The organism is Rubricella aquisinus, assembly GCF_014199445.1.
Lineage (GTDB): Bacteria > Pseudomonadota > Alphaproteobacteria > Rhodobacterales > Rhodobacteraceae > Rubricella > Rubricella aquisinus.
In genome coordinates this window covers 327901-352197 of the sequence record NZ_JACIJS010000002.1, presented here as the reverse complement: position 1 = coordinate 352197, position 24297 = coordinate 327901, and the positions used below count along the sequence as shown (strand labels likewise).

27 protein-coding genes and 1 tRNA gene are annotated in these 24297 nt (G+C 61.0%); 16 read left to right on the top strand and 12 right to left on the bottom strand.

The window, feature by feature from the left end:
- Positions 1 to 27: 27 nt before the first annotated feature.
- From FHS89_RS04890 to FHS89_RS04875, 4 genes are all read right to left on the bottom strand, one after another.
- Positions 28 to 219, bottom strand: coding sequence for an MbtH family protein (locus FHS89_RS04890; protein ID WP_184009090.1), 192 nt, complete (start codon positions 217 to 219; stop codon positions 28 to 30).
- A gap of 289 nt (positions 220 to 508) precedes the next feature.
- Positions 509 to 1717, bottom strand: a complete 1209-nt coding sequence (locus FHS89_RS04885; protein WP_184009088.1) for an NAD(P)/FAD-dependent oxidoreductase — start codon at positions 1715 to 1717, stop codon at positions 509 to 511.
- An 80-nt stretch (positions 1718 to 1797) separates the two neighbouring features.
- Entirely contained in the window at positions 1798 to 2505 is a 708-nt protein-coding gene (locus tag FHS89_RS04880) for a hypothetical protein (RefSeq protein ID WP_184009086.1), read from the bottom strand.
- Positions 2502 to 3182, bottom strand: coding sequence for a class I SAM-dependent methyltransferase (locus tag FHS89_RS04875; protein WP_184009084.1), 681 nt, complete (start codon positions 3180 to 3182; stop codon positions 2502 to 2504). Before FHS89_RS04875 ends, FHS89_RS04880 begins: the two co-directional genes overlap by 4 nt.
- 90 nt (positions 3183 to 3272) lie before the next feature.
- Here FHS89_RS04875 and FHS89_RS04870 point away from each other — a divergent pair, with 90 nt between their 5' ends.
- The 11 genes from FHS89_RS04870 (at position 3273) to FHS89_RS04820 (ending at position 13472) form a co-directional block, all read left to right on the top strand.
- Positions 3273 to 4184: a LysR family transcriptional regulator gene (locus tag FHS89_RS04870; RefSeq protein ID WP_184009081.1), complete on the top strand. Its 912-nt coding sequence runs from the start codon at positions 3273 to 3275 to the stop codon at positions 4182 to 4184.
- A 209-nt stretch (positions 4185 to 4393) separates the two neighbouring features.
- Complete coding sequence (locus FHS89_RS04865; protein WP_184009079.1) at positions 4394 to 5785, top strand: MATE family efflux transporter; 1392 nt, start codon at positions 4394 to 4396, stop codon at positions 5783 to 5785.
- Positions 5782 to 6213: a glyoxalase superfamily protein gene (locus tag FHS89_RS04860; protein WP_184009077.1), complete on the top strand. Its 432-nt coding sequence runs from the start codon at positions 5782 to 5784 to the stop codon at positions 6211 to 6213. The genes FHS89_RS04865 and FHS89_RS04860 overlap by 4 nt, the downstream gene beginning before the upstream one ends.
- An 82-nt stretch (positions 6214 to 6295) precedes the next feature.
- Positions 6296 to 6766: a GNAT family N-acetyltransferase gene (locus tag FHS89_RS04855; protein WP_184009075.1), complete on the top strand. Its 471-nt coding sequence runs from the start codon at positions 6296 to 6298 to the stop codon at positions 6764 to 6766.
- A gap of 84 nt (positions 6767 to 6850) precedes the next feature.
- Positions 6851 to 7843 carry a tRNA dihydrouridine(20/20a) synthase DusA gene (gene dusA / locus FHS89_RS04850; protein ID WP_184009146.1) on the top strand — a complete coding sequence of 331 codons (993 nt, stop codon included), beginning with the start codon at positions 6851 to 6853 and terminating at the stop codon, positions 7841 to 7843.
- A 60-nt stretch (positions 7844 to 7903) separates the two neighbouring features.
- A complete protein-coding gene (locus FHS89_RS04845) occupies positions 7904 to 8734 on the top strand; it encodes a sulfite exporter TauE/SafE family protein (RefSeq protein ID WP_184009073.1) in 831 nt (276 codons plus the stop codon).
- Positions 8731 to 9507 (top strand): phytanoyl-CoA dioxygenase family protein, encoded by a 777-nt coding sequence (locus tag FHS89_RS04840; protein ID WP_343051337.1) that lies wholly within the window; start codon positions 8731 to 8733, stop codon positions 9505 to 9507. Before FHS89_RS04845 ends, FHS89_RS04840 begins: the two co-directional genes overlap by 4 nt.
- A complete protein-coding gene (locus FHS89_RS04835; protein WP_184009072.1) occupies positions 9504 to 9974 on the top strand; it encodes a MaoC family dehydratase in 471 nt (156 codons plus the stop codon). Before FHS89_RS04840 ends, FHS89_RS04835 begins: the two co-directional genes overlap by 4 nt.
- Before the next feature lie 68 nt (positions 9975 to 10042).
- Entirely contained in the window at positions 10043 to 11275 is a 1233-nt protein-coding gene (locus FHS89_RS04830) for an acyl-CoA dehydrogenase family protein (protein ID WP_184009142.1), read from the top strand.
- 2 nt (positions 11276 to 11277) lie between these two features.
- Positions 11278 to 12294, top strand: coding sequence for a phosphotransferase family protein (locus FHS89_RS04825; protein WP_184009070.1), 1017 nt, complete (start codon positions 11278 to 11280; stop codon positions 12292 to 12294).
- Positions 12294 to 13472: a CaiB/BaiF CoA transferase family protein gene (locus FHS89_RS04820; RefSeq protein WP_184009068.1), complete on the top strand. Its 1179-nt coding sequence runs from the start codon at positions 12294 to 12296 to the stop codon at positions 13470 to 13472. Before FHS89_RS04825 ends, FHS89_RS04820 begins: the two co-directional genes overlap by 1 nt.
- 351 nt (positions 13473 to 13823) lie before the next feature.
- Here the strand turns inward: FHS89_RS04820 and eno are convergent, their stop codons facing one another.
- Positions 13824 to 15101 (bottom strand): phosphopyruvate hydratase, encoded by a 1278-nt coding sequence (eno, locus tag FHS89_RS04815; protein ID WP_184009067.1) that lies wholly within the window; start codon positions 15099 to 15101, stop codon positions 13824 to 13826.
- Positions 15102 to 15296: 195 nt separating this feature from the next.
- Between eno and FHS89_RS04810 the strand changes: the two genes are divergently transcribed.
- Entirely contained in the window at positions 15297 to 15629 is a 333-nt protein-coding gene (locus tag FHS89_RS04810) for a hypothetical protein (protein ID WP_184009065.1), read from the top strand.
- Here the strand turns inward: FHS89_RS04810 and mazG are convergent.
- On the bottom strand, positions 15626 to 16465 hold the full coding sequence (gene mazG, locus FHS89_RS04805) for a nucleoside triphosphate pyrophosphohydrolase (RefSeq protein WP_184009063.1): 840 nt from the start codon (positions 16463 to 16465) through the stop codon (positions 15626 to 15628). The genes FHS89_RS04810 and mazG overlap by 4 nt on opposite strands.
- Positions 16466 to 16573: 108 nt before the next feature.
- Here mazG and FHS89_RS04800 point away from each other — a divergent pair, with 108 nt between their 5' ends.
- Positions 16574 to 17740, top strand: coding sequence for a M20 aminoacylase family protein (locus FHS89_RS04800; protein WP_184009061.1), 1167 nt, complete (start codon positions 16574 to 16576; stop codon positions 17738 to 17740).
- 12 nt (positions 17741 to 17752) lie between these two features.
- Here the strand turns inward: FHS89_RS04800 and FHS89_RS04795 are convergent, their stop codons facing one another.
- A complete protein-coding gene (locus FHS89_RS04795; protein ID WP_184009059.1) occupies positions 17753 to 18484 on the bottom strand; it encodes an SDR family oxidoreductase in 732 nt (243 codons plus the stop codon).
- Positions 18481 to 19380, bottom strand: a complete 900-nt coding sequence (locus FHS89_RS04790; protein ID WP_184009056.1) for a DMT family transporter — start codon at positions 19378 to 19380, stop codon at positions 18481 to 18483. The genes FHS89_RS04795 and FHS89_RS04790 overlap by 4 nt, the downstream gene beginning before the upstream one ends.
- Positions 19381 to 19665: 285 nt before the next feature.
- Here FHS89_RS04790 and FHS89_RS04785 point away from each other — a divergent pair, with 285 nt between their 5' ends.
- Genes FHS89_RS04785 through FHS89_RS04775 form a run of 3 tightly spaced genes read left to right on the top strand, consistent with a single transcriptional unit; the run spans position 19666 to position 22164 of the window.
- Entirely contained in the window at positions 19666 to 20496 is an 831-nt protein-coding gene (locus FHS89_RS04785; RefSeq protein ID WP_184009054.1) for a hypothetical protein, read from the top strand.
- Between the two features lie 3 nt (positions 20497 to 20499).
- A complete protein-coding gene (locus tag FHS89_RS04780) occupies positions 20500 to 21330 on the top strand; it encodes a hypothetical protein (protein ID WP_184009052.1) in 831 nt (276 codons plus the stop codon).
- A gap of 3 nt (positions 21331 to 21333) precedes the next feature.
- Positions 21334 to 22164, top strand: a complete 831-nt coding sequence (locus tag FHS89_RS04775; RefSeq protein WP_184009049.1) for a DUF2927 domain-containing protein — start codon at positions 21334 to 21336, stop codon at positions 22162 to 22164.
- Between the two features lie 69 nt (positions 22165 to 22233).
- Here FHS89_RS04775 and FHS89_RS04770 read toward each other — a convergent pair.
- The 4 genes from FHS89_RS04770 to FHS89_RS04755 form a co-directional block, all read right to left on the bottom strand.
- A tRNA-Gly gene (locus FHS89_RS04770) sits at positions 22234 to 22308 on the bottom strand.
- A gap of 50 nt (positions 22309 to 22358) precedes the next feature.
- Entirely contained in the window at positions 22359 to 23234 is an 876-nt protein-coding gene (locus FHS89_RS04765) for a metal ABC transporter substrate-binding protein (RefSeq protein ID WP_184009047.1), read from the bottom strand.
- Positions 23231 to 23545, bottom strand: coding sequence for a carboxypeptidase regulatory-like domain-containing protein (locus FHS89_RS04760; protein ID WP_184009045.1), 315 nt, complete (start codon positions 23543 to 23545; stop codon positions 23231 to 23233). The genes FHS89_RS04765 and FHS89_RS04760 overlap by 4 nt, the downstream gene beginning before the upstream one ends.
- Complete coding sequence (locus FHS89_RS04755; RefSeq protein ID WP_184009043.1) at positions 23542 to 24297, bottom strand: DUF4198 domain-containing protein; 756 nt, start codon at positions 24295 to 24297, stop codon at positions 23542 to 23544. Before FHS89_RS04755 ends, FHS89_RS04760 begins: the two co-directional genes overlap by 4 nt.

Genomic DNA, 24297 nt, shown 5'->3' with positions numbered 1-24297 from the left:
CGCGCCGCGCGGGCGCGCGGAAGGGGATCAGTCGCGCAGGCTCAGCGGGCGCATATCCGTCCAGACCTCGTTGATGTGATCAAGGCAGTCCTGTTTCTCACCGCTAAAGCCCGTGGCGGTCCAGCCAAGGGGGATGTCCATATCCACTGGCCAGATCGAATATTGCTCCTCATGGTTCACAACGACATTGAATCTACCCGTGGCTGTTTTGTCGTCCATGATGCTCTCCGCCCATACTACGCCTGATCGGGGGTCAGCTTGTCGCAATTGTCGCGCTAATTCAAGCGGCTGGCGCGCGGCAGTCGAGGAATTTCTCAGCGGGGCAGGGCGTTGGGTCTTGCGTTCGTGACCGGGTGGGAGCGAAGGGTAAGTTGACAAGGCGCAACCATAGGTTGCCAAAATTAACGATCTGCACCGCCCCACTTATGCTGAATTTGGCATGGAATTATGCGTCGCAGGGCCAAAAACCGGTCAGAAATACCCGCCCCTTACACACGCGCGGTGTCTCCTAGATGATCGCCCGCTCAACCAATGGGCGACCCTGCGCGATCCGGTCAAAATGAAACGGGCTTAGGTCCAGCGTGCGGTATTCGCCATGCACGATCCATTCCGCCAACCCACGGCCCATCGCGGGGCTTTGTTGCAAGCCGTGGCCCGAGAATCCGTTGAGGAAAAGGAAATTGGTCACCTCCGGATGCGGCCCAAGGATCGCGTTGTGATCGAAGGTGTTATAGGCGTAATGACCCGCCCATTCGGCAATCACCTTGATTGCCTCAAATTGCGGGATGCGGTGGGCCAGCACGGGCCAGATATGCTCCTGCCACAGGCTGTGATCCATCGCGAAATCATTATAGGCGACGGCAGGGTCATCCGCTCCGTGGCCTCCGGCCTGATAGGTGCCGCCGCCATTCTCGCGCACATGCACGCCACTTGGATCAATCGTCAGCGGCAAATCCTGCGCCAAGGGACGCTCGGCGCGGAACACCCATGAATAGCGTTTACGCGGCTCTACCGGGATATGCAGACCTGCCATTTGCGCTGTGCGAAGCGCGCGTGGGCCAGAGGCGTTTATGACTTGCCCGCATCCCACCTCCTCCCCGGATTTGAGGGTCACGGAAGTGACGCGCGCCCCGTCCCGCGTTATCGCCACCACCTCATTCTCGATATATGCGACACCGCGCTCCTGCCCGGATCTGCGCCACCAGTCGAACACGGCGGTCGCATCCCAATAGCCTTCATCCACCGTATTGATGGAACCCAGCACGATATCCTCGGTCTGATAAAACGGATACTCCGCCGCGATCTGCGCTGGGGTCATGAGCCGCGTCGCGGCCCCTTCCGCGATCTGGACCTGATGCGCGTCCCGCAATGCCTGTGCTGCGGCATCATCCTGTGCAAGATACATATAGCCGAAATTGTGGATGCTCAGCTCCGGCACACGCGGATCACCCCCCATATGCGCGCGAAGGTTCTTCACGAAATCCGCCGCGAATTGAGAGATGCGGATGTTGAGCGCACCGGAGAATTGCTGCCGCATACAGGACGTTGTGTGAATGGTTGATGAGGTTTTGTAGCTCGCGTCCCGCTCAATCACGAGGATGCGCCCGTCAAACCCGGACATTTCGGTCAGGAACCACGCGACGGAGGCCCCCATGATGGCACCGCCCACAATCACGATGTCATAGCTCGCCCGTTCGGGTCTTTGCTGGTGTGCCATGGCCATGCCCCGCCTGATGCCGCGCCTTGTGCGCAGGTTTGGCGAAATTGGGGAGGCTGTCCAGTGGCGGGTCGCGCAGGTTAGGAACCCGCGCCCGCCAATCCCTCCCCGAGCTGCTCCATGATCCAGAGCGCGACTGCCGTATCCCCCAATAGCGGCAGGGCCATGACCATCAGTGGCACCGGAGCCACCGCCACCGCGACGCAGGCCATGAAACCGGGCAAGCTGACATGGCGGGTCAGCCCAGCCATGAACGAAATGCCGCCACCGCCGCCCAGCACCGTATTTCCCGGCATGTTGATCAGCAGAATCAGCGCCACCGCGCGATATCGCACCAGCCGCTTGAGCCATGGCGCGTGATGCGCGTCCATCGCGGGCGGGAAAGTGGCGGGCGCGCGGGTCGCCCCCTCCGGCCCCGCGCGCCGCCCGGTCCGCAGGCGCGGCGCCGCCATGCGTCCCATCACAAAGGCACCGGTCAGGGCCACCACCGTCGCCAGATAGAGCGGCAGCGCCAGCGTCGCGCCAAAAAGGGCAAGCAGCATCAGCCCCAACTCCGCCCCCGGCACAAAAGGCAGCGCGATCAGCACCATGTAGATCAGCACAACGAGTCCCAGCAGGACCGGATCGCTCTTAGTCTGCGCAATGAGGGCGCTCATTTCGCCTAACAGCCCCGGATGGGCAAGGCCAAGCGCCAGCGCGCCCAAGAGTGCGGCCAACAACACAGCGTGCCGCCATGGCAGGGCAGGCGCGCGCACCGGGATCGGCAGGATATGGCCAAGCGCGGTCATCGGGTATCGGGCACGGCGCGCAAGCCCGCGCTCGCATGGCTCGGCGGACAGGCCACCATGAACGGACTTGTCTGTTTCTTTGCGAAATAGGTGATTTCGTCCACGTCAAATCCCGCATCATGGTGATACTGGATTAGGTCCGCGCGGGTGAAGAAATGCACTTTCGGAGCCACATTGACCGCCTCAAGCCCCCGCACCATCCAACGGATCGGCAAGGCGACACTGCGCAGGCAGGGTGTTTTGGTGATCAAAAGCCCATCAGGCTTCAGCATCGCTCTCGCGCGGTCCAACACGGCAGGAATGTCCGGCACAAGATGCAAGAGGCTGAACGCACAGATCACATCAAACGGCCCGCCCTCGACCTCCGCATCGGCGGCGGCTTGCCGGAAGGTCAGGTTTTTGGGTGCGGAAGGGCCAAGCTTTGCCGTCGCGATGTCGATCATGCTGTGAGACGTGTCCGTCGCGATGTAGTTGGCCACGGAGGGGGCCAGCAGCAGCGCCGTGCTGCCCGTGCCGCAACCGATTTCCAGCACCCGGTCGGTCGGCTTGAGAAGGGTGCGCATCCGCGTGAGTTTCCGCTCGTAAGCGGCGGGATCGTCAATCGGTTTGCGCGCGTATTTCGGCGCCTGTCGGTCCCAGAAATCGGGTGGTGTGATGGGGCTGTCGGTAACGGTCATGGGGTGGCCTCTTTTGTGATGAGGGCAAACTAGCCATACATCCGTAATGTGTGGATTGCCGATTTTCGTCCTTCTGCTATACGGATTTGCATGAACTGGTCTGCTGTCACATTCGATTGGAATCAGGTCCGCGCCTTTTGGGCGACGGCGGAAGAAGGCTCTTTCAGCGGGGCCGCGCGTGTTTTGCGCAGCACCCAACCCACGATCGGGCGGCAAATTTCCGCGCTGGAAGCATCACTTGGCGTCACGCTTGTGGAGCGCAGCGTGCGCGGGCTGTCGCTGACACAGGCCGGGCGCGAATTGCTGGATCATGTGCGCGCCATGGGAGAGGCCGCGACGCTGATCTCCATGTCCGCCGATGGCCAGTCGCAGGAGATTTCGGGCGATGTGGTCGTGACCGCAACGGATTTGCTATCCGCAGCGGCACTTCCGCAGATCCTTGCCCCTTTGCGCGAAACCGCGCCGGGCATTCGGGTGCGGGTGCAATGCTCCAACGAGGTGCAAAACCTGATGCAGCGCGAGGCCGATATCGCGATCCGCCATGTGCGCCCGGATCAGCCAGACCTGATTGCGCGCCATCTGGGCGATTTCGGCGCAAGCCTTTATGCGGCGCGAAGCTATCTTGACCGTGTCGGGCGGCCGTCCTCACCGCATGATACGGCACGGCTCGATTTTGTGGGCAATGCCGATCCGGTGCGGCTCGTGGCTCCGTTGCAGCATATGGGCATCCCCGTGCGGGAGGACAATTTCGTCGTCTCCACCGACAGTGGTGCCGTGGCGTGGGCCATGACGAAAGCGGGGCTTGGTGCCTCCATGCAGCCCGAGGCGTTGGGAGAGGACGAACCGGGCCTTGAGCGTGTGCTGCCAAGCCTGCCTCCTGTGATGTTTCCCATGTGGCTCGTCACCCATCGTGAGTTGAAAACGAACCGGCGCATCCGGCTGGTTTTTGACCATCTTGCGCAGCATCTGACCGAAAAGCTGACCCCGCGTCCGGGCACCTGACCGGGGGCGCCCGGCGAATTTTGGCTCTTGACGCGCGCGCGCGGCATATCCTAAGGCAGCGTCAGGCCGCAGACGCCCGCCGCCCGCTGACATTCGTCCCGGTGAAGTTCTGCTGATCTCTTTTCCACATCCTCGGCATCTTGTCGCGCGGATGGTAATGCGGGCCCTGTCCACTTGCTGCGCGATTGTTGCGAGAGGTTTGCGGAATTATGTCCCTGCAAGACGATAATACATTCATTCATGGCCCGCTTGGGCCGATCTACGCGAAAACGGCGCTTCCCATCATATTCGTGATGGGCATGAACGGGGTGTTGGCGGTGGTCGATGCGCTGTTTCTGGGCTGGTTTGTCGGGCCGGACGCTTTGGCCGCTGTCACCCTGATGTTTCCCCTTTATATGCTCGTGGTGTCGCTCGCGACGCTGGTTTCGAGTGGCATGTCGAGCATTCTGGCGCGGGATCTGGGCGCGGGGCAGGTTGGTGCGGCGGCGCGCACCTTCGCCGCCGCGCATGGGCTGGCGCTGACACTCGGTCTGATCCTGATCGGGTTGTTTCTGCTGTTTGGTGAGGCGCTGGCCTTTCAGGCGGCGGGCGGCGATGCGGATTTGGCGCGGATGGGCGTCATTTATCTGCAAATCACCATTCTGTTCTCCCCGCTTCTGTTTGTGCTGTCGGTCAATTCCGATGCGTTGCGCAACGAGGGGCGCGTGGGGTTGATGGCGGCCATGAGCCTTTTGGTGTCCTTCTCCAATATCGGGTTCAATTATGTGCTGATCGCGATGCTGGATATGGGGGTGGCGGGGTCGGCCTATGGCACGGCCTTGGCGCAGGCTTTGGCCTTTGTCATCATCCTCGGCATCCGCTTTGGCGGGCGCACGGTGCTGACGCCGGGAATGGTGATCCGCAACAGCCTGCTGCGCGGCTGGCGCCCGATCCTTGCACTGGGGGCACCGCAAAGCCTTGGCTTTGTGGGGTTGGCACTTGGGTCGGCGGCGATTCTGGCCATGCTCCAGATCGTTGATGTCCCGCACTATGAGGCCACGGTGTCGGCCTATGGTGTGACGACGCGGATCATGACCTTTGTCTATCTGCCGCTCTTGGGCCTGTCCTTCGCGATGCAAACGATCACGGGCAACAATTACGGCGCGGGTCACTGGGCGCGCTCGGATCAAAGCCTGCGCATCGCGGCCGGGGTTGGACTGGTCTATTGCCTGATCGTTCAGGTCGGCGCGACCCTCTTTGCGGCACCCATCGGGGCGGCGTTTGTCGATGATCCTGCGGTGATTGCCGAGGTTGCGCGCATCCTGCCGATCATGGTGATGGTGTTCGTGCTCTCGGGGCCGCTGATGATGATTGCCACGCATTTTCAGGCCATCGGGGATGCGGGGCGCGCAGCAGTTTTGTCTCTCACCCGGACCTATGGATTTGCAATCCCGCTGACCTTCACGCTGCCATTTGTGGTGGGGGAGGTCGGGATCTGGCTTGCCGGTCCAGTGGCGGAGGTAATGGTGCTTGTCCTGACCATCATCGTCCTGATGCGCAGCGCGCGGCGCAATGCCCTGCGTTGGGGTCTTTTCAAATCGGAAGGAGGGGTGCCCGCATGACCCAGTCACTGCCCACATTGGCACAAGCCAAACAACAGGCCCGAACCTACCGCACGGCGCAGGCGGCCAAGGGCATCGCCCTGTCTCACGCTGACGCGCTGGAGGCCGTGGCCCATGCGCTCGGGTTTCGGGATTGGAACGGGCTTCACGCGGCCATTGCCGAGATGCCGCCCGAAGGAGTGCAGCTTGGCGCTGAGGTCACCGGGCGCTACCTCTCCCAGCCCTTCACCGGGCGCGTAACCCATCTGGCGCTGGTGCGTCCGGGTTGGTTCCGCGTGGAGGTGCAGCTTGATGCGCCGGTCGATGTGATCCAGTTCGACAGCATGTCGAATTGGCGCAGCCGGGTGCGGGGCGTCATCGGGCCGGATGGCCACACGAAAGAGCGGACCTCAGATGGCTCACCGCATCTTGAGTTGACCCTGCGCTGACGGGACCGTATCGCGATCCGCCCAACGCCCGTGATGGGCCGGGCGGATCGCACCGCTTTTCGAACTATCCTGAGACGACATCGTGAAAATAAGAGCTTACACCCCTTCGGATGCCCATTTTCTGCCGGACATCTTCCACCAATCCGTCCACGCGATCAGCGCGCGGGACTATTCCATCGACCAGATCGCTGCATGGAGTCCCGCACCAATGAGTGCGGAGACCTACCATGCCCGCGTCAGCGACGGGCGTCGGGTCTTTGTCGCCGTGACGGAGGAGGACAGGCCGATGGCCTTTCTCGAACTTGAGGCGGATGGGCATATTGATTGTTTCTATTGCCACCCGGATGCTGCGGGGCAGGGCATCGGGCTTGCGCTTTATACGGAGGCCGCGCGCGCCGCCACGGATCAGGGCATCTCTTGCCTCACCGTCGAAGCCAGCGAGGCCGCGCGCCGCTTCTTCGTCAAGGTGGGGTTCGAGGTGGTGAGCCGCCGCGATTTCCTGATCCGCACTGTGCCGATCCACAATTATGCGATGCGCAAGGCGCTGACCTGACGGCGCCGGGGATTTGCCACCACCGGGCGGATGGATTATGGACAGCCCATCCATCCCGTTCACCCGATCAAAGACCGACCCGATATGCACCTGAGCCACCACGCCAGATTGTCCGTCGCCCCGATGATGGACTGGACCGACCGGCATTGCCGGATGTTTCACCGGCAATTCTCCCGCCATGCGCTGCTTTATACCGAGATGGTCACAGCGCAGGCGATTGTGCATGGGGAGCCGGAGCGGCTGCTTGGCTTCTCGCCCGCCGAAGGGCCCGTTGCGCTCCAAATCGGCGGATCGGAGCCGGAGGTGTTGTTCAGGGCCTGCCAGATCGCCCGCGATTTTCCCTATGTGGAGGTCAATCTTAATGTCGGCTGTCCGTCGGATCGGGTGCAATCGGGGGCGTTCGGCGCTTGCCTGATGCGCGAGCCTGCACTTGTCGCTGAATGCGTCGCCGCCATGCGGGAGGCCTGTGAGGTGCCTGTCACCGTGAAATGCCGCATCGGTGTGGATGAGCAGGATCCGCATGAGGTGCTGCCCGAATTCCTCGCCCGCGTGGGTGCCGCCGGGGTCGAGCATTTCATCATCCATGCGCGCAAGGCGTGGCTTCAGGGTCTCAGCCCCAAGGAAAACCGCGATATCCCGCCGCTCGATTATGATCTGGTCTTGTCGATGACGGGGCTGTTCATTGGCCTTTCGATCTCCCTCAACGGGGGCATTACGTCCCTTGATGAGGCGGAGGCGCATCTCGATCGGGGGGTGCAGGGCGTGATGATCGGGCGGGCGGCTTATCATGAGCCAGCCAATATCCTTGCCAGTGCGGATCGCCGCATCTTTGGCGCCGACACGCCCGATGTGCTGGCGGAGGACGCGGTCGGCGCGATGCTGCCCTACATCGACGATTACCTCACTGCGGGGGGGCGGCTGCACACGATCACGCGACACATGCTGGGGGCCTTTGCCGGGCGTCCGGGCGCGCGCGCGTGGCGGCGGACCCTCTCCGAAGGGGCAACCGCGCCGGGGGCAGGGACCGCACTCGTTGAGGCCGCGTTGGCCGAAGTCACCTCCCGCATCGCTGCCTGACGCGCATGGACAGCCGCGCGCGGGCAGGCTAGCACGAGCGGATCAGGACAGGAGAGACACATGCCCGACATCGCCCTTGCCGATCTGGCGCTGCTTATCGGTTTTATGCTGGCCATCGGCGCCTTTGCCGGGGTGATCGCGGGGCTGTTGGGCGTCGGTGGCGGTATCGTTCTGGTCCCTGCCTTCTATCTGGTGTTCGAGCGGTTGGGCTATGAGAGCGATTTTCTCATGCAGGTCTGTCTTGCCACATCGCTTGCGACGATCGTCTTCACCTCCGCCCGGTCGGTGTCGAGCCATCGCAAGAAAGGCTCGGTCGATACGGATATTCTGCGGACCTGGGGCATCGGGATCGGCATTGGTGCTGTGGCGGGCGTGATCATCGCGGGGCGGCTCAACAGCCAAGTGTTGCAGGCGATTTTCGGCGTTCTGGGCTGTCTGGTCGGCCTGTGGCTTGCCTTTGGCAAGGCCGAATGGCGGCTGGGAGAGGCGATGCCGACCGGGGCTGCGCGGGCCGCCACCGCGCCGACCTTGGGCTTTCTATCGGTGCTGATGGGGATTGGCGGCGGCAGTTTCGGTGTGCCGCTGATGACGCTTTTCGGGGTGCCTATTCACCGCGCGGTGGGGACGGCGGCGGGCTTTGGCCTTGCCATCGCGGTGCCGTCGGTGCTGGGCTTTTTGGCGCAGGGACATTCGGTTGAGGGCCTGCCGCCCTTCACCTTTGGCCTTGTGAATATCCCCGCCTTTCTCATCATTATCTCCATGACGCTGCTGACGGCCCCGCTTGGCGTGAAACTCGCCCATGCGCTGCCCGCGCGCCCGTTGCGCCTGATCTTTGCGCTCTTCATCTTTGCCATGGCCGCGAACATGCTGCGCAAGGCGCTGATGGGGTGAGCAGGGCGCTCCTGTCGCGTGGGTGGGAACTGATCCCGACAGACCCCGGCATTGAGGCATGGGTTGCCTCCGTCCGGCCTGTCGCCGTGCAAATCCTGTCGGACCCGACCCAGCAATCCCGCTGGCTGCGCCACGGGGAAACGTGGTTTGCGGGCGTCAATATCCTGCAAAATGACGCGCACGGCCGGTTGAATGGTGTGCCTTTGACTGGCAAAGCGGTCACCACCGCAACCGACCTTTATGGCCCGGTGTCATGGGATCGCGGGCAGCTTTCCGTCACCTATCCCGGCTATCCCAAGCAGGACGCAGGGGAGAGTGACGCCGCCCACCGGTTCCGCCGTAGCCGCGATGCCACCCATCTTGATGGTTTGCTGCCCGAGGGGCCTAACCGCCGCCGTCACTTGCGGGAGTACCACGCTTTCATCCTTGGCCTTCCCTTGGATGAGGTGACGCATGGCAACAGCCCGCTGACCGTTTATGAGGGCAGTCATGAGGTGATGCGTCGTGCCTTGCGCACGGCTTTTCACGCCACGCCCCCGGACAGATGGGGCGATATCGACCTCACGGATGTCTATACTACCACCCGCCGCCGGGTGTTCAGCGATTGCTCACGGGTGGAGATCACTGTGACACCGGGGCAGGCGATCCTCATGCACCGCCTCAGCCTGCATGGCGTAGCCCCATGGCGCGACAGCCCGGCCCCGCGCCGGGCCATTGCCTATTTCCGCCCCGAGGGGCAGCTTGACCCCCAAAGCTGGTTGGAGGCCCCATGACCTATCGCCATCATATCCCGCTGGAGGCATTTGCCGATCTTGTCGGGCAGGAGGTTGGCGTCAGCCGCTGGTTCACGCTGGATCAGCCGATGATCGACCATTTCGCGGACCTCACGGAGGACCGCCAGTTCATCCATACCGACCCTGATAAAGCGGCCAAGACACCGTTTGGCGGCACCGTGGCCCACGGATTTTTGACGCTCTCTCTTTTGTCCGCCATGGCCTATGACTGCGTGCCGGTGCCGATCGGGATGACCCATGGCGTCAATTATGGGTTTGATAAGCTGCGGTTTCTCAGCCCCGTCCCATCTGGCGCGCAGTTGCGGGGGCGCTTTACCTTGGCCCAAAGCAGCTTTGCCGAGGGCGCTTTGACACTGCACCATGACGTCACGATGGACTGCGATGCCAGCCCGCGCCCCGCGCTTGCCGCGCGCTGGATCATTCGGGTTTACGTCCCGTCACCGTGACTTCCCGCTTGCAGGTGCCGTGACCGCGCGCCACCATGGCGCGAAAAGCAAACATGGGGAGATCGACAATGGATTTGGGGCCAAGCACACGCGTCGCGGATTTGATCACACAAGTGCGCAGCATGGTGCAGGACGAGATCAAGCCGCTGTCGGACGAATTCCTCTCCCGCGTGGGCGAGACGGGCAACCGGTTTGAATATTCCGCCCGTCAGACCGAAATCCTTGAGGGATTGAAGGACAAGGCGAAGGCCGCGGGACTTTGGAACCTCTGGCTGTCTGACCCCGAAAAGGGCGGTGGCCTCAGCACCGTGGATTACGCCTATCTGGCCGAAGAAATGGGCAAGGTGCATCTCGCGGCGGAGGTTTTCAACTGCTCCGCCCCCGATACTGGCAATATGGAAGTGTTCCACCGCTACGGCACCGACACGATGAAAGAGCAGTGGCTGAAGCCGCTTTTGAACGGTGACATCCGCTCCGCCTATCTGATGACGGAGCCGCAGGTGGCCTCCTCCGATGCAACGAATATGTCCCTGTCCTGCGTGCGGGACGGTGATGACTACGTTCTGAATGGGGAGAAATGGTGGGCCTCAGGTGCGGGCGATCCGCGTTGCGCGGTCTATATCGTGATGGTGTCCTCTCCTTCGGCAGAGCGGGGCAAACACCAGCAGCACTCCATGATCGTGGTGGACGCGAAAACCCCCGGCATCGACGTGCTGCGCCCGATGGAGGTATACGGCCATGACGACGCCCCCCATGGCCATATGCATATCCGCTTCACGGATGTGCGGGTACCTGCTGAAAATTTGCTTTTGGGGGAGGGGCGCGGCTTTGAAATCTCCCAAGGGCGGCTTGGCCCCGGGCGCATCCACCATTGCATGCGCGCCATCGGGCAGGCGGAAATGGCGCTTGAGTTGATGTGCCGCCGGTCCTTGGCGCGGGAGGCTTTCGGCAAACCACTCGCCCAACTTGGCGCGAATTTCGACATCATCGCGGAAAGCCGGATGAAGATTGAACAGGCCCGCATGCTCTGCCTCAAGGCCGCGTGGATGATGGATCAGGGCGATATGCGCGCCGCCGCTCCGTGGATTTCCGCGATCAAGGTGGAGGCCCCGCGCATCGCGCTTGAAGTGATCGACGAGGCCGTGCAGATGCATGGCGCGCAAGGCATCAGTCAGGACACGCCCCTTGCGGCGGCATGGACCCATGTGCGCACCTTGCGCTTGGCCGATGGGCCAGACGCGGTGCACCGCCGTCAGGTCGCCCGCGCCGAATTGCGCCGCTATACCAATCAGAGCGCGTGAGCATGGCCGCACTAGACCTTGAAAAGGTGGAGAATTACCTCACCGCCCATATCCCCGGCTTCAAGGGGCCGCTGCGAGCCGAAAAGACGGCGACGGGCCAGTCGAACCCGACTTTCATCCTTCATGCGGCCAGTGGCACCTATGTTCTGCGCCGCAAGCCGGAGGGGAATTTGTTGAAATCCGCACACGCCGTGGACCGCGAATTTCGCGTGATCTCCGCCCTTGCCGCGACCGACGTTCCGGTCCCCAAGGCGCTGCATCTGTGTGAGGATGATGGCGTGATCGGCTCCATGTTCTACGTCATGAGCCATGTCGCGGGCCGCAACTGGGTCGATCCACGCACGCAAGACCTTGATGCGGATGCGCGCGGGCAAGTGTTCGACAGCATGAACGAAACCCTCGTTCGCCTGCACGCCGTGGATGTGGCGGCGGTGGGCCTCTCTGACTACGGCAAGCCCGGCAATTATTTCGCCCGGCAGGTGGGCCGCTGGACCAGTCAATACCGTGCTTCCGAGACGGAAACGATCCCCGACATGGACGCGCTGATCGCGTGGCTGGAGGCGAACATGCCTGCCGATGATGGCCGGGTGAGCCTTGTCCATGGCGATTGGCGCATCGACAATCTGCTGTTTGACGGGCAGGGCCGGGTGAACGCTGTGCTTGATTGGGAATTGTCCACGCTGGGCCATCCCTTTGCCGATCTGGGCTATCAGATCATGCAATGGCAAATGCCACCGGGCAAAACGGGCCGGGGCCTTGCGGGTGTGGATCGCGCGTCCCTCGGTATCCCCAGCGATGCGGCCTATATCGAAAGCTATGCCCGCCGCGCGGGCCTATCCGATGTGCCAGACCTGACCTATGCAATCGCGTTCAGCTTTTTCCGGATGGCCGCGATCCTTCAGGGCGTGAAGAAACGCGCGCTTGATGGCAACGCGTCTGATCCCCAAGGGGGCCTTGCCCTTGGCGCATATGTGCCGATGTTCGCGGCGGCTGCACTCGACCGTGTGGTGAGGGGCTAATGGGCGCGCTGGATGATGTGAGGGTGATCGACCTGACCCGTGTGCTCGGTGGTCCTTTCGCGACCCAATGGCTGGGCGATCATGGCGCGGATGTGATCAAGATCGAGCCACCCATGGGCGACGAGACCCGCCATTGGGGTCCACCCTTTGATGAGGGCACGGGGGCTGCGAGCTATTTCAACGGGGCCAACCGCAACAAACGCGGCATGGCGCTTGACCTGCGGCAACAGGCGGGTAGGGACGTGCTGTGGCGACTTTTGGAAACCGCTGATGTCATCGTGGAGAATTTCAAACCCGGCGGAATGGAGAAATGGGGCTTGGGCTATGAGAGCCTCAGCGCCCGGTTCCCCCGGCTGATCCATTGCCGCATCTCTGGCTTTGGCGCCACTGGCCCCCATGGCGGGCTGCCGGGCTATGATGCGGTGGTGCAGGCCCAATCGGGGCTTATGGCGGTGAATGGCGAGGCAGGCCGTGATCCGGTGCGCATGGGCATCCCGCTTGTTGACATTGGCACGGGCATGGCGGCGATGTCGGGCATCCTGATGGCACTCTATGAGCGGGAACGCTCGGGCCTAGGCCAATTCATTGACATGACACTCTATGATGTGGCGGTCAGCCTGTTGCATCCCCAAGCCGCCAATTGGTTTTTGTCGGGCAAGCGGCCGCAGCGGATGGGCAACGCGCATCCCAACATCACACCCTATGACGCGTTCCCGACCGCGACGGTGCCGGTCTATATCGCGGCGGCGAATGACGGTCAGTTCGTCAAGCTTTGCAGCGTGATTGGCGCGGAGGCGCTGACCCGCGATCCCCGCTTTCACGATCACCCGGCGCGCAACCAGAACCGCGATGCGCTCCGCACCGCATTGATCCCGTATCTTGCAACCCATGATGGGGAGGTGCTGGCCGCCACCTTGATGGCCAAGGGCGTGCCCGCAGGCCCGGTGCTGGACCCGCCTGAGGTGCTGACCCATCCCCACACGATCCATCGCGGGATGGTGACGGAGGCTGACGGCACAAAGGTTGTGGGCAATCCCATCGCGATGAGCCGGACCCCCGCAGACGCAACCCGCCGCCGCCCGCCCCGCTTTGGCGAGCATGGCCGCGAGGTGCTGGAAGAAGCGGGCTTCACCGCCGAAGAGATCGCGTCACTGATTGCGGATGGGGTGGTGCCATAGGCTTAGGTCCTTCGCCGGAAAAGCTTAATGAGGCTGCGCCAAGTCTGTTTGTTTGAGCGCCTGTTCGGCGCTCGATGCCTCCGGCGGGAGGTATTTAGGGAAAAAAGAAAACACCCTGCCTCGTTTTCAGAGACAGGGTGCCATTGCTTCTTCTTTCACGGTCATCGGCGCTCCCGCCTGTACCGTAGGATCAGCTTAAAACCGCAATGGTTTCTTTTTTCTTAAGGCCTCAGTTTGACCGCATGAGCCCCGCTTTTGGCTGCCTCTCCCCTTGGTCGAACGCCAAAAGCGGAAAACACTCTAAATTGGTCAAACCGTGGTCAATACCTCCCGCCAGAGGCATAAAACCTCTTAACGCTTCAGGATCGAGCGGCCAGCGTAGATCGCCATATCGCCCAGTTGCTGCTCAATGCGGATCAACTGGTTGTATTTCGCGAGCCGGTCGGAGCGGGCGAGGGAGCCGGTTTTGATCTGACCGCAATTGGTGGCGACGGCCAGATCTGCGATGGTCGCATCCTCCGTCTCGCCTGAGCGGTGGGACATCACGGCCGTCATCCGCGCGCGGTGGGCCATCTCCACAGCCTCCAGCGTTTCGGTCAGGGAGCCGATCTGGTTCACCTTGACGAGGATGGAGTTGCCGCAGCCTTTTTCGATCCCCGTTGCCAGCCGTTCGGAATTGGTGACGAACAGGTCATCGCCGACAAGTTGGCAGCGATCGCCGATCTTGTCCGTCAGCAGTTTCCAGCCCTCCCAATCATCCTCGGACATGCCATCCTCGATGGAGATGATCGGGTAATTGTCCACAAGGTTGGCGAGGTAATCCGCGTTCTCAGCCGAGGTCAGCTTTTTGCCTTCGCCCTTCATGTCATAGACGCCATCGACATAATATTCCGTCGCCGCGCAATCGAGCGCGAGATAGACCTCTTCGCCGGGTTTGTAGCCCGCCTTTTCAATCGACTGCATGATGAAATCGAGCGCATCGGTGGTCGATGACAGACCCGGCGCGAAGCCGCCCTCATCGCCGATGCCCGTATTGTGGCCCGCCGCCGACAGTTCTTTTTTCAGGGTGTGGAAAATCTCTGACCCCATGCGCACGGCTTCCGCGATGCTGGTCGCGGCCACGGGCATGATCATGAACTCCTGAATGTCGATCGGGTTGTCCGCGTGCTCACCGCCATTGATGATGTTCATCATCGGCACGGGCAGGGTGCGCGCGGAGGTGCCGCCGATATAGCGGTAGAGCGGCAGGTTCACGCTTTCAGCGGCGGCCTTGGCCACGGCCATGCTCACGCCAAGGATCGCATTGGCACCGATCCGGCCCTTATTCTTGGTCCCGTCAAGGTCGATCATCACCCGGTCGATCAGCGTTTGTTCGGTCGCGTCATACCCGACAAGGGCCGCCGCGATCTCGGTATTGACCGCATCGACCGCCTTCAGCACGCCCTTTCCGCCATAGCGGCTCGTATCGCCATCGCGCAGTTCGACCGCCTCATGCGCGCCCGTGGATGCACCGGAGGGCACTGCCGCACGGCCCATCGCGCCGTCTTCCAGAAGGACATCCACCTCAACAGTGGGGTTACCGCGGCTGTCGAGGATTTCGCGGGCCAGAATATCAATGATCGTGCTCATGGGATCGGGGTGCTCCGTTGGCTTGAAGTGTCAAAATGGGCCACGCATGCCCTACACCAGAAGGGGCCAGAAATTAAAGGGGGCAATTGGCCTCCGCGTGCCGCAACCGCAAGTGGAACACGCGGTGATGCTGACAGAACCCCCTGAAATGTGGTAAGTTTTGCCTCAAACACCACTTTTTGAGCATAGGGGCGCATGAGCAACGGCGCACGACATATCACTCTCGCCCCCGAGGGAGCATCCCCCGATGGGGAATTGTCTCTGGTGGAGACGATTGCCGCGGCTATGGGGATCGGCACGATTGAGCTTTACGCGCTCGTCGTGACGGTATCGCTGTTGATTTTGGGCGGTGTGGCGTTGGCGATGTTCGTTTTCTCAAGCGACGGCGTCGCGGAGGAGAGCGGCGGCGTGGTGCGCAAGGTCAAGGATCCGCGGGAGGCCCAGTTTCAGCGCGGCAGTAAAGCGCCCGAGCCGGAGGTGTTCCGCTCCATCCGGCGGCAACGCGAACAGCGGCTGAGCGGGCGTTAATCCCGCTTCTCCCGTGCTTTCGCCGCGTCCCACAGGGCGTCCATCTCGGCCAGGGTGGATTGGCTGGGGGACTTTCCGATCTTGTTAAGATCATCCTCTATTTGATTGAAACGGCGGGTGAATTTCTGGTTCGCTGCGCGCAGAGCCGCTTCCGGATCAATGTCCATGTGCCGGGCAAGATTGGCCATCACGAACATCAGGTCGCCAAACTCCTCGAACCGATGGTCAGCGTTTTCCGCCGTGCGGAGTTCCTGAGCCTCCTCCACGATCTTGTCGAGCACCTGATCGGTTTCGGGCCAGTCAAATCCGACCCGGGCCGCGCGGTTTTGCAGTTTGATCGCGCGGGTCAGGGCGGGCAGGCCTGCCGCAACCCCGTCAAGGGTGCGCTTGGGGCCAGCATCCCCCTTGCGCGCGCGCTCGGCCGCCTTGATCGCTTCCCAATCGGCGGTTTGCTGTTCTGCGGTCTTTTCGCGACTGTCCTCGCCAAACACATGCGGATGTCGGCGGATCATCTTGTCGCAAATGCCTGTGATCACGGTGTCCAGATCAAAGGCCGCTGATTCGGCCCCCATCTGCGCGTGGTACACAACCTGAAGGAGAAGATCGCCCAGCTCATCGGCCAGATCGGCCATGTCCGCGCGCGCGATGGCATCGGCCACTTCATAGGCTTCTTCGATCGTGTAAGGGGCAATTGTGCTGAAATCCTGCTCGATATCCCACGGGCAGCCAGTGTCGGGGTCGCGCAGGCGGCGCATGATCTCAACCAGCCGCGCCATGCCGCCGTGCGGATCATGGACAAGCGTATCGGAGGCGGGCAGGGGCAATGGGTGTGTCATGCCCCCTTGATGCCACCATGGCGCGGAATGGAAAAGGGGGATGCTTGACGATCCCGCGTCACAGGCATCTACTCCCGGCCAGAGACATAACCCCAAAGGGAGAGACCCATGCCGGTGATCAACCGCATCGCAGAATTCCACAACGACATGAAAGAATGGCGCCAGCACATCCATGCCAACCCCGAGCTGCTGTTTGAATGTCATGAGACAGCCGCCTTTGTGGAGGGCAAGCTGCGCGAATTCGGTGTCGATGAGATCGTGACGGGCATGGGCAAAACCGGTGTGGTCGCCATCATCAACGGCGCGGGCGGCGACGGGCCGACGATTGGCCTGCGCGCGGATATGGATGCGCTGCCCATTCAGGAGGTCCGCGATCTGCCCTATAAATCCAAGAATGAGGGCAAAATGCACGCCTGTGGCCATGACGGTCACACCACGATGCTTCTGGGCGCTGCACGCTATCTGGCGGAGACGCGCAATTTCTCGGGCCGGGTGGCGCTGATCTTCCAACCGGCAGAAGAAGGCGGCGGCGGGGCCAAGGTGATGTGTGACGAGGGGCTGATGGAGAAGTTCAACATCTCCCAAGTCTACGGCATCCATAACCATCCCGGTCATGCCCCCGGCTTCTTTCAGGCGCGCCCCGGTGCGATCATGGCCGCTGCCGACACGTTCGAGATCAAGGTGACGGGCAAGGGTGCCCACGCTGCGATGCCGCATTTTGGTGTGGATAGCGTGCAGGTGGCGGTGCAGATTGCCTCCGCCCTGCAACTTATCGTGTCGCGCAACACTGATCCGCTGGAATCGGCGGTTGTCTCAATCACTCAGATCCATGCGGGTACTGCGCATAACGTGATCCCCGGCGAGGCGAGCCTTTCGGGTACCGTGCGCACCTTGAATAAGGATGTGCAGGAAATGGTCATCGCGCGCATGTCCGAGGTCGCGGAAAACGTGGCCGCTGCCCATGGCGCGTCTGCCGTGGTGGATTATGTGCGCGGCTATCCCGTCACCGTCAACGATCCCGAAGCCACCGATTTCGCCGCGGGCGTCGCGGCCATGGTGGCAGGGGAGCAGATGGTCAACACCGATGTCGCCCCGATGATGGGGGCAGAGGATTTCAGCTACATGCTGGAGGAGCGCAAAGGCGCGTATTTCTTCCTCGGGCAGGGGGAAAGCGCGGGCCTGCATCATCCCGAATATGATTTCAACGATGAGATCAGCCCAATCGGCGCGTCCTTCTTCGTCAAACTGGTGGAGACGGCACAGCCCGCCGCGTAATGGCGCGGGGGGTCAGCGCCCCCCGGCCACATCCAACAGCGCCCCGGTCGTATAGCTTGCCGCATCAGACAGCAGCCATGCGGCCGCGGCAGCCACCTCCGCTGCATCTCCCGCACGACCAAGCGGCACCAGCGCGCCGATCCGCTCCGCGCGGTCTGGCTGCCCGCCGCTGGCATGAATATCCGTGAGCGTGACGCCGGGGCGGATCGCGTTCACACGGATGCCCACTGGTCCCAATTCCTTCGCCAGACCCAGCGTCATCGTGTCGAGCGCCCCTTTCGAGGCTGCATAATCCACATACTCATTCGGGGAGCCAATCCGCGCCGCCGCCGAGGACATCACGACGATGCTGCCGCCCTGACCGCCCCGGTCCGTACCCATGCGCCGTGCCGCCTCCCGCGCGGTCAAAAGCGCGCTCAGCGTGTTGGTGGTGAGCATGCCCTGCAACCGCTCCACGCTCATATCCGCCAGCACCGCTTTCGGCCCGACGATGCCTGCGTTGATGATCACACCCGTGATCGGGGCAGGGGCCGCGTCAAACAGACGGATCACATCCGCCTCCTGCCCCATATCGCCCTGCACCGCGATGGCTTGCCCGCCCATCGCCTCCACGCCCGCCACGACCTCTGCCGCGGCTTGCCTGTTGTTCAGGTAATTGATGACAAGCGGCGCGCCCGCCATGGCCAGCGCCTCCGCACAGGCGCGCCCGATCCCGCGACTTGCCCCAGTGATGATAATGCTCATGTCTTGCGTCCCTTCTTTTCAAACACGCCAGATGCCAACGCGACGCCCATGGCGACAATGCCGATCCCGACCCATTTGATGGCCGGTACAGTCTCGCCCAGAAAGACGATGCCGCCAATCGCCCCCATGACCGGCACAAGGGCCGCACAGGCCGCAACCCGGCTCGGGGCAAGGTGGCGCAAAGCATAGGCATATGACAGGGTGGAGACATAGCCAGACAGCACCCCCTGCATCAGAATTTGCACCACAAGCACACGCGGCGCGGCGTCAAACAGCGTCACCGGCACGAACAAGGCCAATACGCCAAAGGCCAGCGCTGACCACAGACACAGCATCGCCGCCCCCTCAAAGGGCCCAAGCGCGGAACAGCGAAAATTGAGCGTGAACACCGCCCAGACAAAGGCCGCAACGGTGAAAAACAGATGTCCCCGCCATGTGCCACTGCCCGAATTCAGGATCGCCTCATAGCCCCCCACACCCACGGCCCCGATCAGGATCAGCGCAAATCCAATGACCCGCCCCCGGCCAAACCGCTCCCCCAACAGGAAAAAGCTGAGGATACCGACATAAAGCGGCAGCATGGAGGGGGCGAAAATCACCGAATCCGCGACGGGCGCATAGACCATCCCGATGGACAGCAACAGCACGAACCCGAACCCGCCCAAGAGCGCGACAGACACGATCTCACGCGGATGCGTGCCCTTCGGCAACAGCCCCGTGCGCAGCCAGATCGGCGCAAACAGGATCGCAGCCGGGATAAAGCGCAATAGCCCAATATCTACCGCGTTCAATTCCGTCAGCACCGCCGCCCGGGTCACGACAAGGTAACTGGCCCAGATCGTCAAGGTCAGCGCCACCGCACCCCATGCCAAAATGGCCTGCCGTTTCTCTGTCATGGATCCCACCGTCTAGGAGGGGTTGCTCGCGGTCGGGTGGGGATACTCAGCCTGCGCTGCATGGCAAATGGCCCTTCAACAGATAAAATTTTGGCAAAATACCTTCTTCTCGCCAGCGGACTTCGGGCCAAATGTGGAGAGGCGTGACGCCACCCTCACAGTCATATCGTCTGACCCCTCGGGCGCATAGCACCTTTCCGGCTCGGGGTAGCCGTCATGCGGGGTGCACCCCAGTGGTGGACAACCGGGCGCTCTGGTTTCACAATGTCGGAGGAGGCTTTCGATTTGAAAAAACGACTTGGTTTGAGCCTTTCGGCCTGTTTTTTGGCTACATCTTTGACAGCTGGTGATCAAAGACTCACCGCTGAGGATTGTTCCTTTATCGAACGATACGATCGGTTGAACGACTATACCTTCGCCAGCGATTTTGCGTTTATGGTGCATCATGCTGAGCATGTGGAGCACAATATATATTTAGAACAACCGCTGCAGAAGAGACTTCTCGATATTGAGATAAGTCTGGTGCCAGGGAGCAATCTTGAACAGGTTGACGCATTAAATATCGGCATAAGAGATTTTTATTTAATTACACGTAGTTTTACGCCCATTAATATAACCGTTCGCGATTTTGGTGATGCAAATTTGGAGTACGGTGGGGTCCTTGCTGTCTTTTTGATTGACGGTCGAAATATTGCTTCGTTTTCGAATTACTTCCTTTCTCAGGGTTGGGATTCAACAGAGCGATATATGAAAAGAATTGTGCGTCCTGGTTCAACGTGCGGTTTGACGATCTGGCCATTCGACAAGTCATCAGAAGTTACCGACATGTTCGTCAATGCCGAGGACTTTAATACTCCAAAGGCGATTGCGTCATGCATGCGCGAAGAGGCCTTTAATTCTATGGGCCTAAGAGCTGATCCACAGGGAGATGCGTCCATATTTTCCGACCCGCTCTGGCGCGGCGAGCCGTCGGAGATCGAAGGGGATTTCGGCTACGGGTATCGCGACGAGCTAATGCTCAAAATGCTCTACCGCCCGGAATTCGAGAACGGGCAAAGCTACGCTGAGACGCAAGAGGACGTCGCAGGCATCATCAGGGCGGAATGCGCGGGATAGGGCATGAGAAAACTGATAGGACTTAGCGCTGTAGCGTGCCTGACGTCGACGCCGGGCGCCCCGAACACCCCGACGTTGACCCCGGATGATTGCGTGTTCATTGCGCAATATGATGCTTTGAACGACTACACCTTCGCCAGCGATTTTGCGTTTATGGCGCATCACACTGATCATCTTGAGAGAAATATATATCTACAACAGCCCCTAAAAAAGAAACTTCTCGATGTCGAAATTAGCCTAGCGGCCGCAAGTAACATCGATCAAGTAGATGCGCTAAATGTCGGCATTGAGGATTTTTTCCTAATTACCCGAGACCACACACCAATTCGAGTTACCGTTCGGGAGTTCGGCAATCTAGAAACGGAATCGAAAGGCATTCTCGTAATATTTTTAGTGGATAAAGGCAATATAAAAATATTTGCCGATGATTTTAATTCAAATAATTTGAGCGAATTTAGTCAATATATAAAGCGACTTATGAATCCAGGCTCAACATGCGGTATTTTGACGGTACTTTTTGACGAAGAATTTGAGATGAGTGCTATGTTTGTCAACGCCGAACACCACAACACTCCAAGAGCGATTGCGTCATGCATGCGCGAGGAAGCCTACAACTCCCTGGGCTTAACCGCCGATCCACAGGGCAACGTCTCGTTGTTTTCCAACCCACTTTGGCGCGGCGAACCGTCTGAGATCGAAGGGGATTTCGGCTATGGCTATCGTGACGAGCTGATGCTCAAAATGCTCTACCGCTCGGAATTCGAGAACGGGCAAAGCTACGCTGAGACGCAGGTAGAAGTCGCGGCCATTATCGCGACGGAATGTGCGGGATAGGGCATGAGAAAACTAATAGGACTTAGTGCTGTTGCGTGCCTGACGTCGACGCCGGGCGCCCCGAACACCCCGACGTTGACCCCGGACGATTGCGTGTTCATTGCGCAATATGACGCTTTGAACGACTACACCTTCGCCAGCGATTTTGCGTTTATGGCGCATCATACAGAGGAAATTGAGCGTTCAGTTTATCAAGAGAGAGCGCTTGAAAAGAGACTGCTTGATATCGACATAAGTCTGTTTGTCGAGGGAAACTTTGAGCAAATTGATGCACTAAATCTTGGTATCAGAGACTTCTACATTATTACGCGTGATTTTTCGCCATTAAAAGTAACTGCTCGAAGGTTTGGAGAAGTGAATATTCAAACCGGAGGAACCCTTCCAATTCTCTTGGTTGATTATGAGAATATTGAGTTGTTTTCAGATTTCTTTCGGTCATTTGGTTGGGAAAAATCCGTTCATAACCTGGAGAGGATCGTCCAACCGTCCTCGACTTGTATGGCGGCGAAGTGGCCGTGGACCACTGTCTCGGAAGCCGTCGATGTATATATAAATGCCGAATATCATAACAATCCGATGCAAATTGCGTCATGTATGCGCGAAGAAGCCTATAATTCATTGGGACTTTTTGCAGATCCCCAAGGCGATCAATCCTTGTTTTCCGACCCGCTCTGGCGCGGCGAACCGTCTGAGATAGAAGGGGATTTCGGCTACGGGTATCGCGACGAGCTCATGCTCAAAATGCTCTACCGCCCGGAATTCGAGAACGGGCAAAGTTATGCGGAAACGCAGGCAGAAGTTGGTGAAATCATCGCAACAGAATGCGCGGGTTAACCAGACCCATCACCGCACCACGCCCCTACATCAAGTAAGCAGGTCAAACACCATCGCATGAGGGAAAGTTGGAGCGGGCGATCGGGATCGAACCGACGACATTCAGCTTGGGAAGCTGACGTTCTACCACTGAACTACGCCCGCCGCTGCCTGTTTGGATATGGCCTGCGCTTCGGATCGTCAAGCAGGTTTGCTCACTCCGCCAGTGCCGCCGACAGGCGGGCGAGCGCCTCTGCCAGAACCGTCGCGTAATCCCCCGTTTCGGGCCGATTGGCGAGGGTCGGGACCAACACGCTCGTCAGGCCAAGGGCCGCGACGGCCTCTATTGCGGCATCGGGGGGTGTCTCTTCCCAGAGCATGATGGCCGCGCCGGTCTGCTGTTGGAGGGCTGAAAGCTCCGCGATCTGATCCGCGTCCGGCACCGCATCCGATGCCCAACTCACGGCCGTGACCTCCAGCCGTGCGGCGCGGGCGAGGTATTGGTAGCGCGGATGGGACGCAAGCAGCCGTGTGCCGCCATGGGACGCCGCGATCGCCTCCGCCTGCGCGGTGAGCGCGGTCAGGCTCGCGGTCACCTCCGCATGTCCAGCATCGAGCGTCTCTTGCCCCGCTGACATCCGGCGGGACAGCGCGTGATGCACCGCATCGGCCTGCGCCTGCGCCATCGCCGGGTCAAGCCAAAGGAAAGTCGCCGTCGCCGCGTGGCTGTGCGGGTCGTCATCGCCATGGCTGTGGGTGATCGCTTCGGTCTCGATCAACCGGTCGGTGATCCCGGCGGAGGTATCGGTGAGCGCGCGGCGGGGCAGGCTCGCCTTGGCCGTCCAGTCGGCAAAGCCCGCACCATTCAGAAGGATCACATCCGATTGCTGAAAGGCCGCAATCGCTGCGATATTGGGGCGCCAGAACGCGGGGTCCGCATCGGCGGGGACGGGGAAGGTTACCTCAACCAGATCGCCGCCGATCCCTTCGGCCATCCAGGCCAGCGGATAGGCCACGGCGGAGACTTTCAGCCGCTCCTGCGCCATGGCGGGGGCCGCCAGCAAGAGGGCGATCATAAGTGCGCGGATCATTGTGCTACCAGATCGGCAGGGGTCATGATCCAGTAATCGGAATGCCCGTCGCCCGCATCCACCACGATCCGCACGCCCGTATCCTGACCCACCAGCGGCACGCGGGTTTCCTCCCCCGATGTTGTTGCGGTGACCAGCAGGATGTCATTGCCGTCAAACACCTGCACCTTTGCCCCAAGGGCTGCGCGCCCGTTGGCAAAGCGCGCCTCGATGACGATCTGTTCACCCTCCACACTGGCAAACACGTTCAGCCCATGGGCCAGCGCAGGCGTGGCGGCAAGCAGGGCCGCGATCATGGCAATGACTTTCATTTCACATCCTCGAAATGGACCCAGATAACAGCGCCAAGCTCGACGCCCTTATCCTGCCCATCCATCGGCAGGGTATAATCGGCCTCCGTCAGTGCGGCAAAACCCCACCATCCGGCGAAGGGTGCGGCATAGGTGAACACGCCGTTCGCGTCGGCCTTGATCGTCTGGGTGATCATCAATTCATCCGGCGCGGCGCGGCCTTCGGTGTTGTAGTGCTCCACCTCAACCTCGGCATAGGGCAGGGCGGCCCCGTCGCGCTTTACGATCCCTTGAAACACGTTTCCGGCCCAAAGCGCGAAAGGCTTGGAGAGCGGCACGATCTCTGTCTTGAGGCCCAGTTCCGCGTCCCAGCCCTCATCATCGCCAAAGGCGCTGACATAGGTTTTGGTGTAATGGAGGATGAACGCGTCCTCCGCCGGCTCCCAATAGGGCACCGGCTCTAGTGCAAACACATGGCTGCCGGGGCGGGGCAGGGTGTAGCGGGTGGTAAAGCCATCTGCCCCCATCACCGTCGCGGGCGTCAGTGTCCCGGTCAGGTCGGTCGTCGCGCCGTCATGCGTCACGGTAAAGCGGGCGGGCGGGGCCATCTCCATCCCGGCTTCCTCGAACGGATGGGAAAAGCTGAGCGTCAGTGCGATCTCGCGCCCCTCGTTGCCCGTGACCATGTTCTCTGACGGGATGATCATCCCGTAATGGGCATGGGCCGCGGTTGCGGTACACAGAAGGCTTGCGAAAAGAGCGTTGCGAAACAT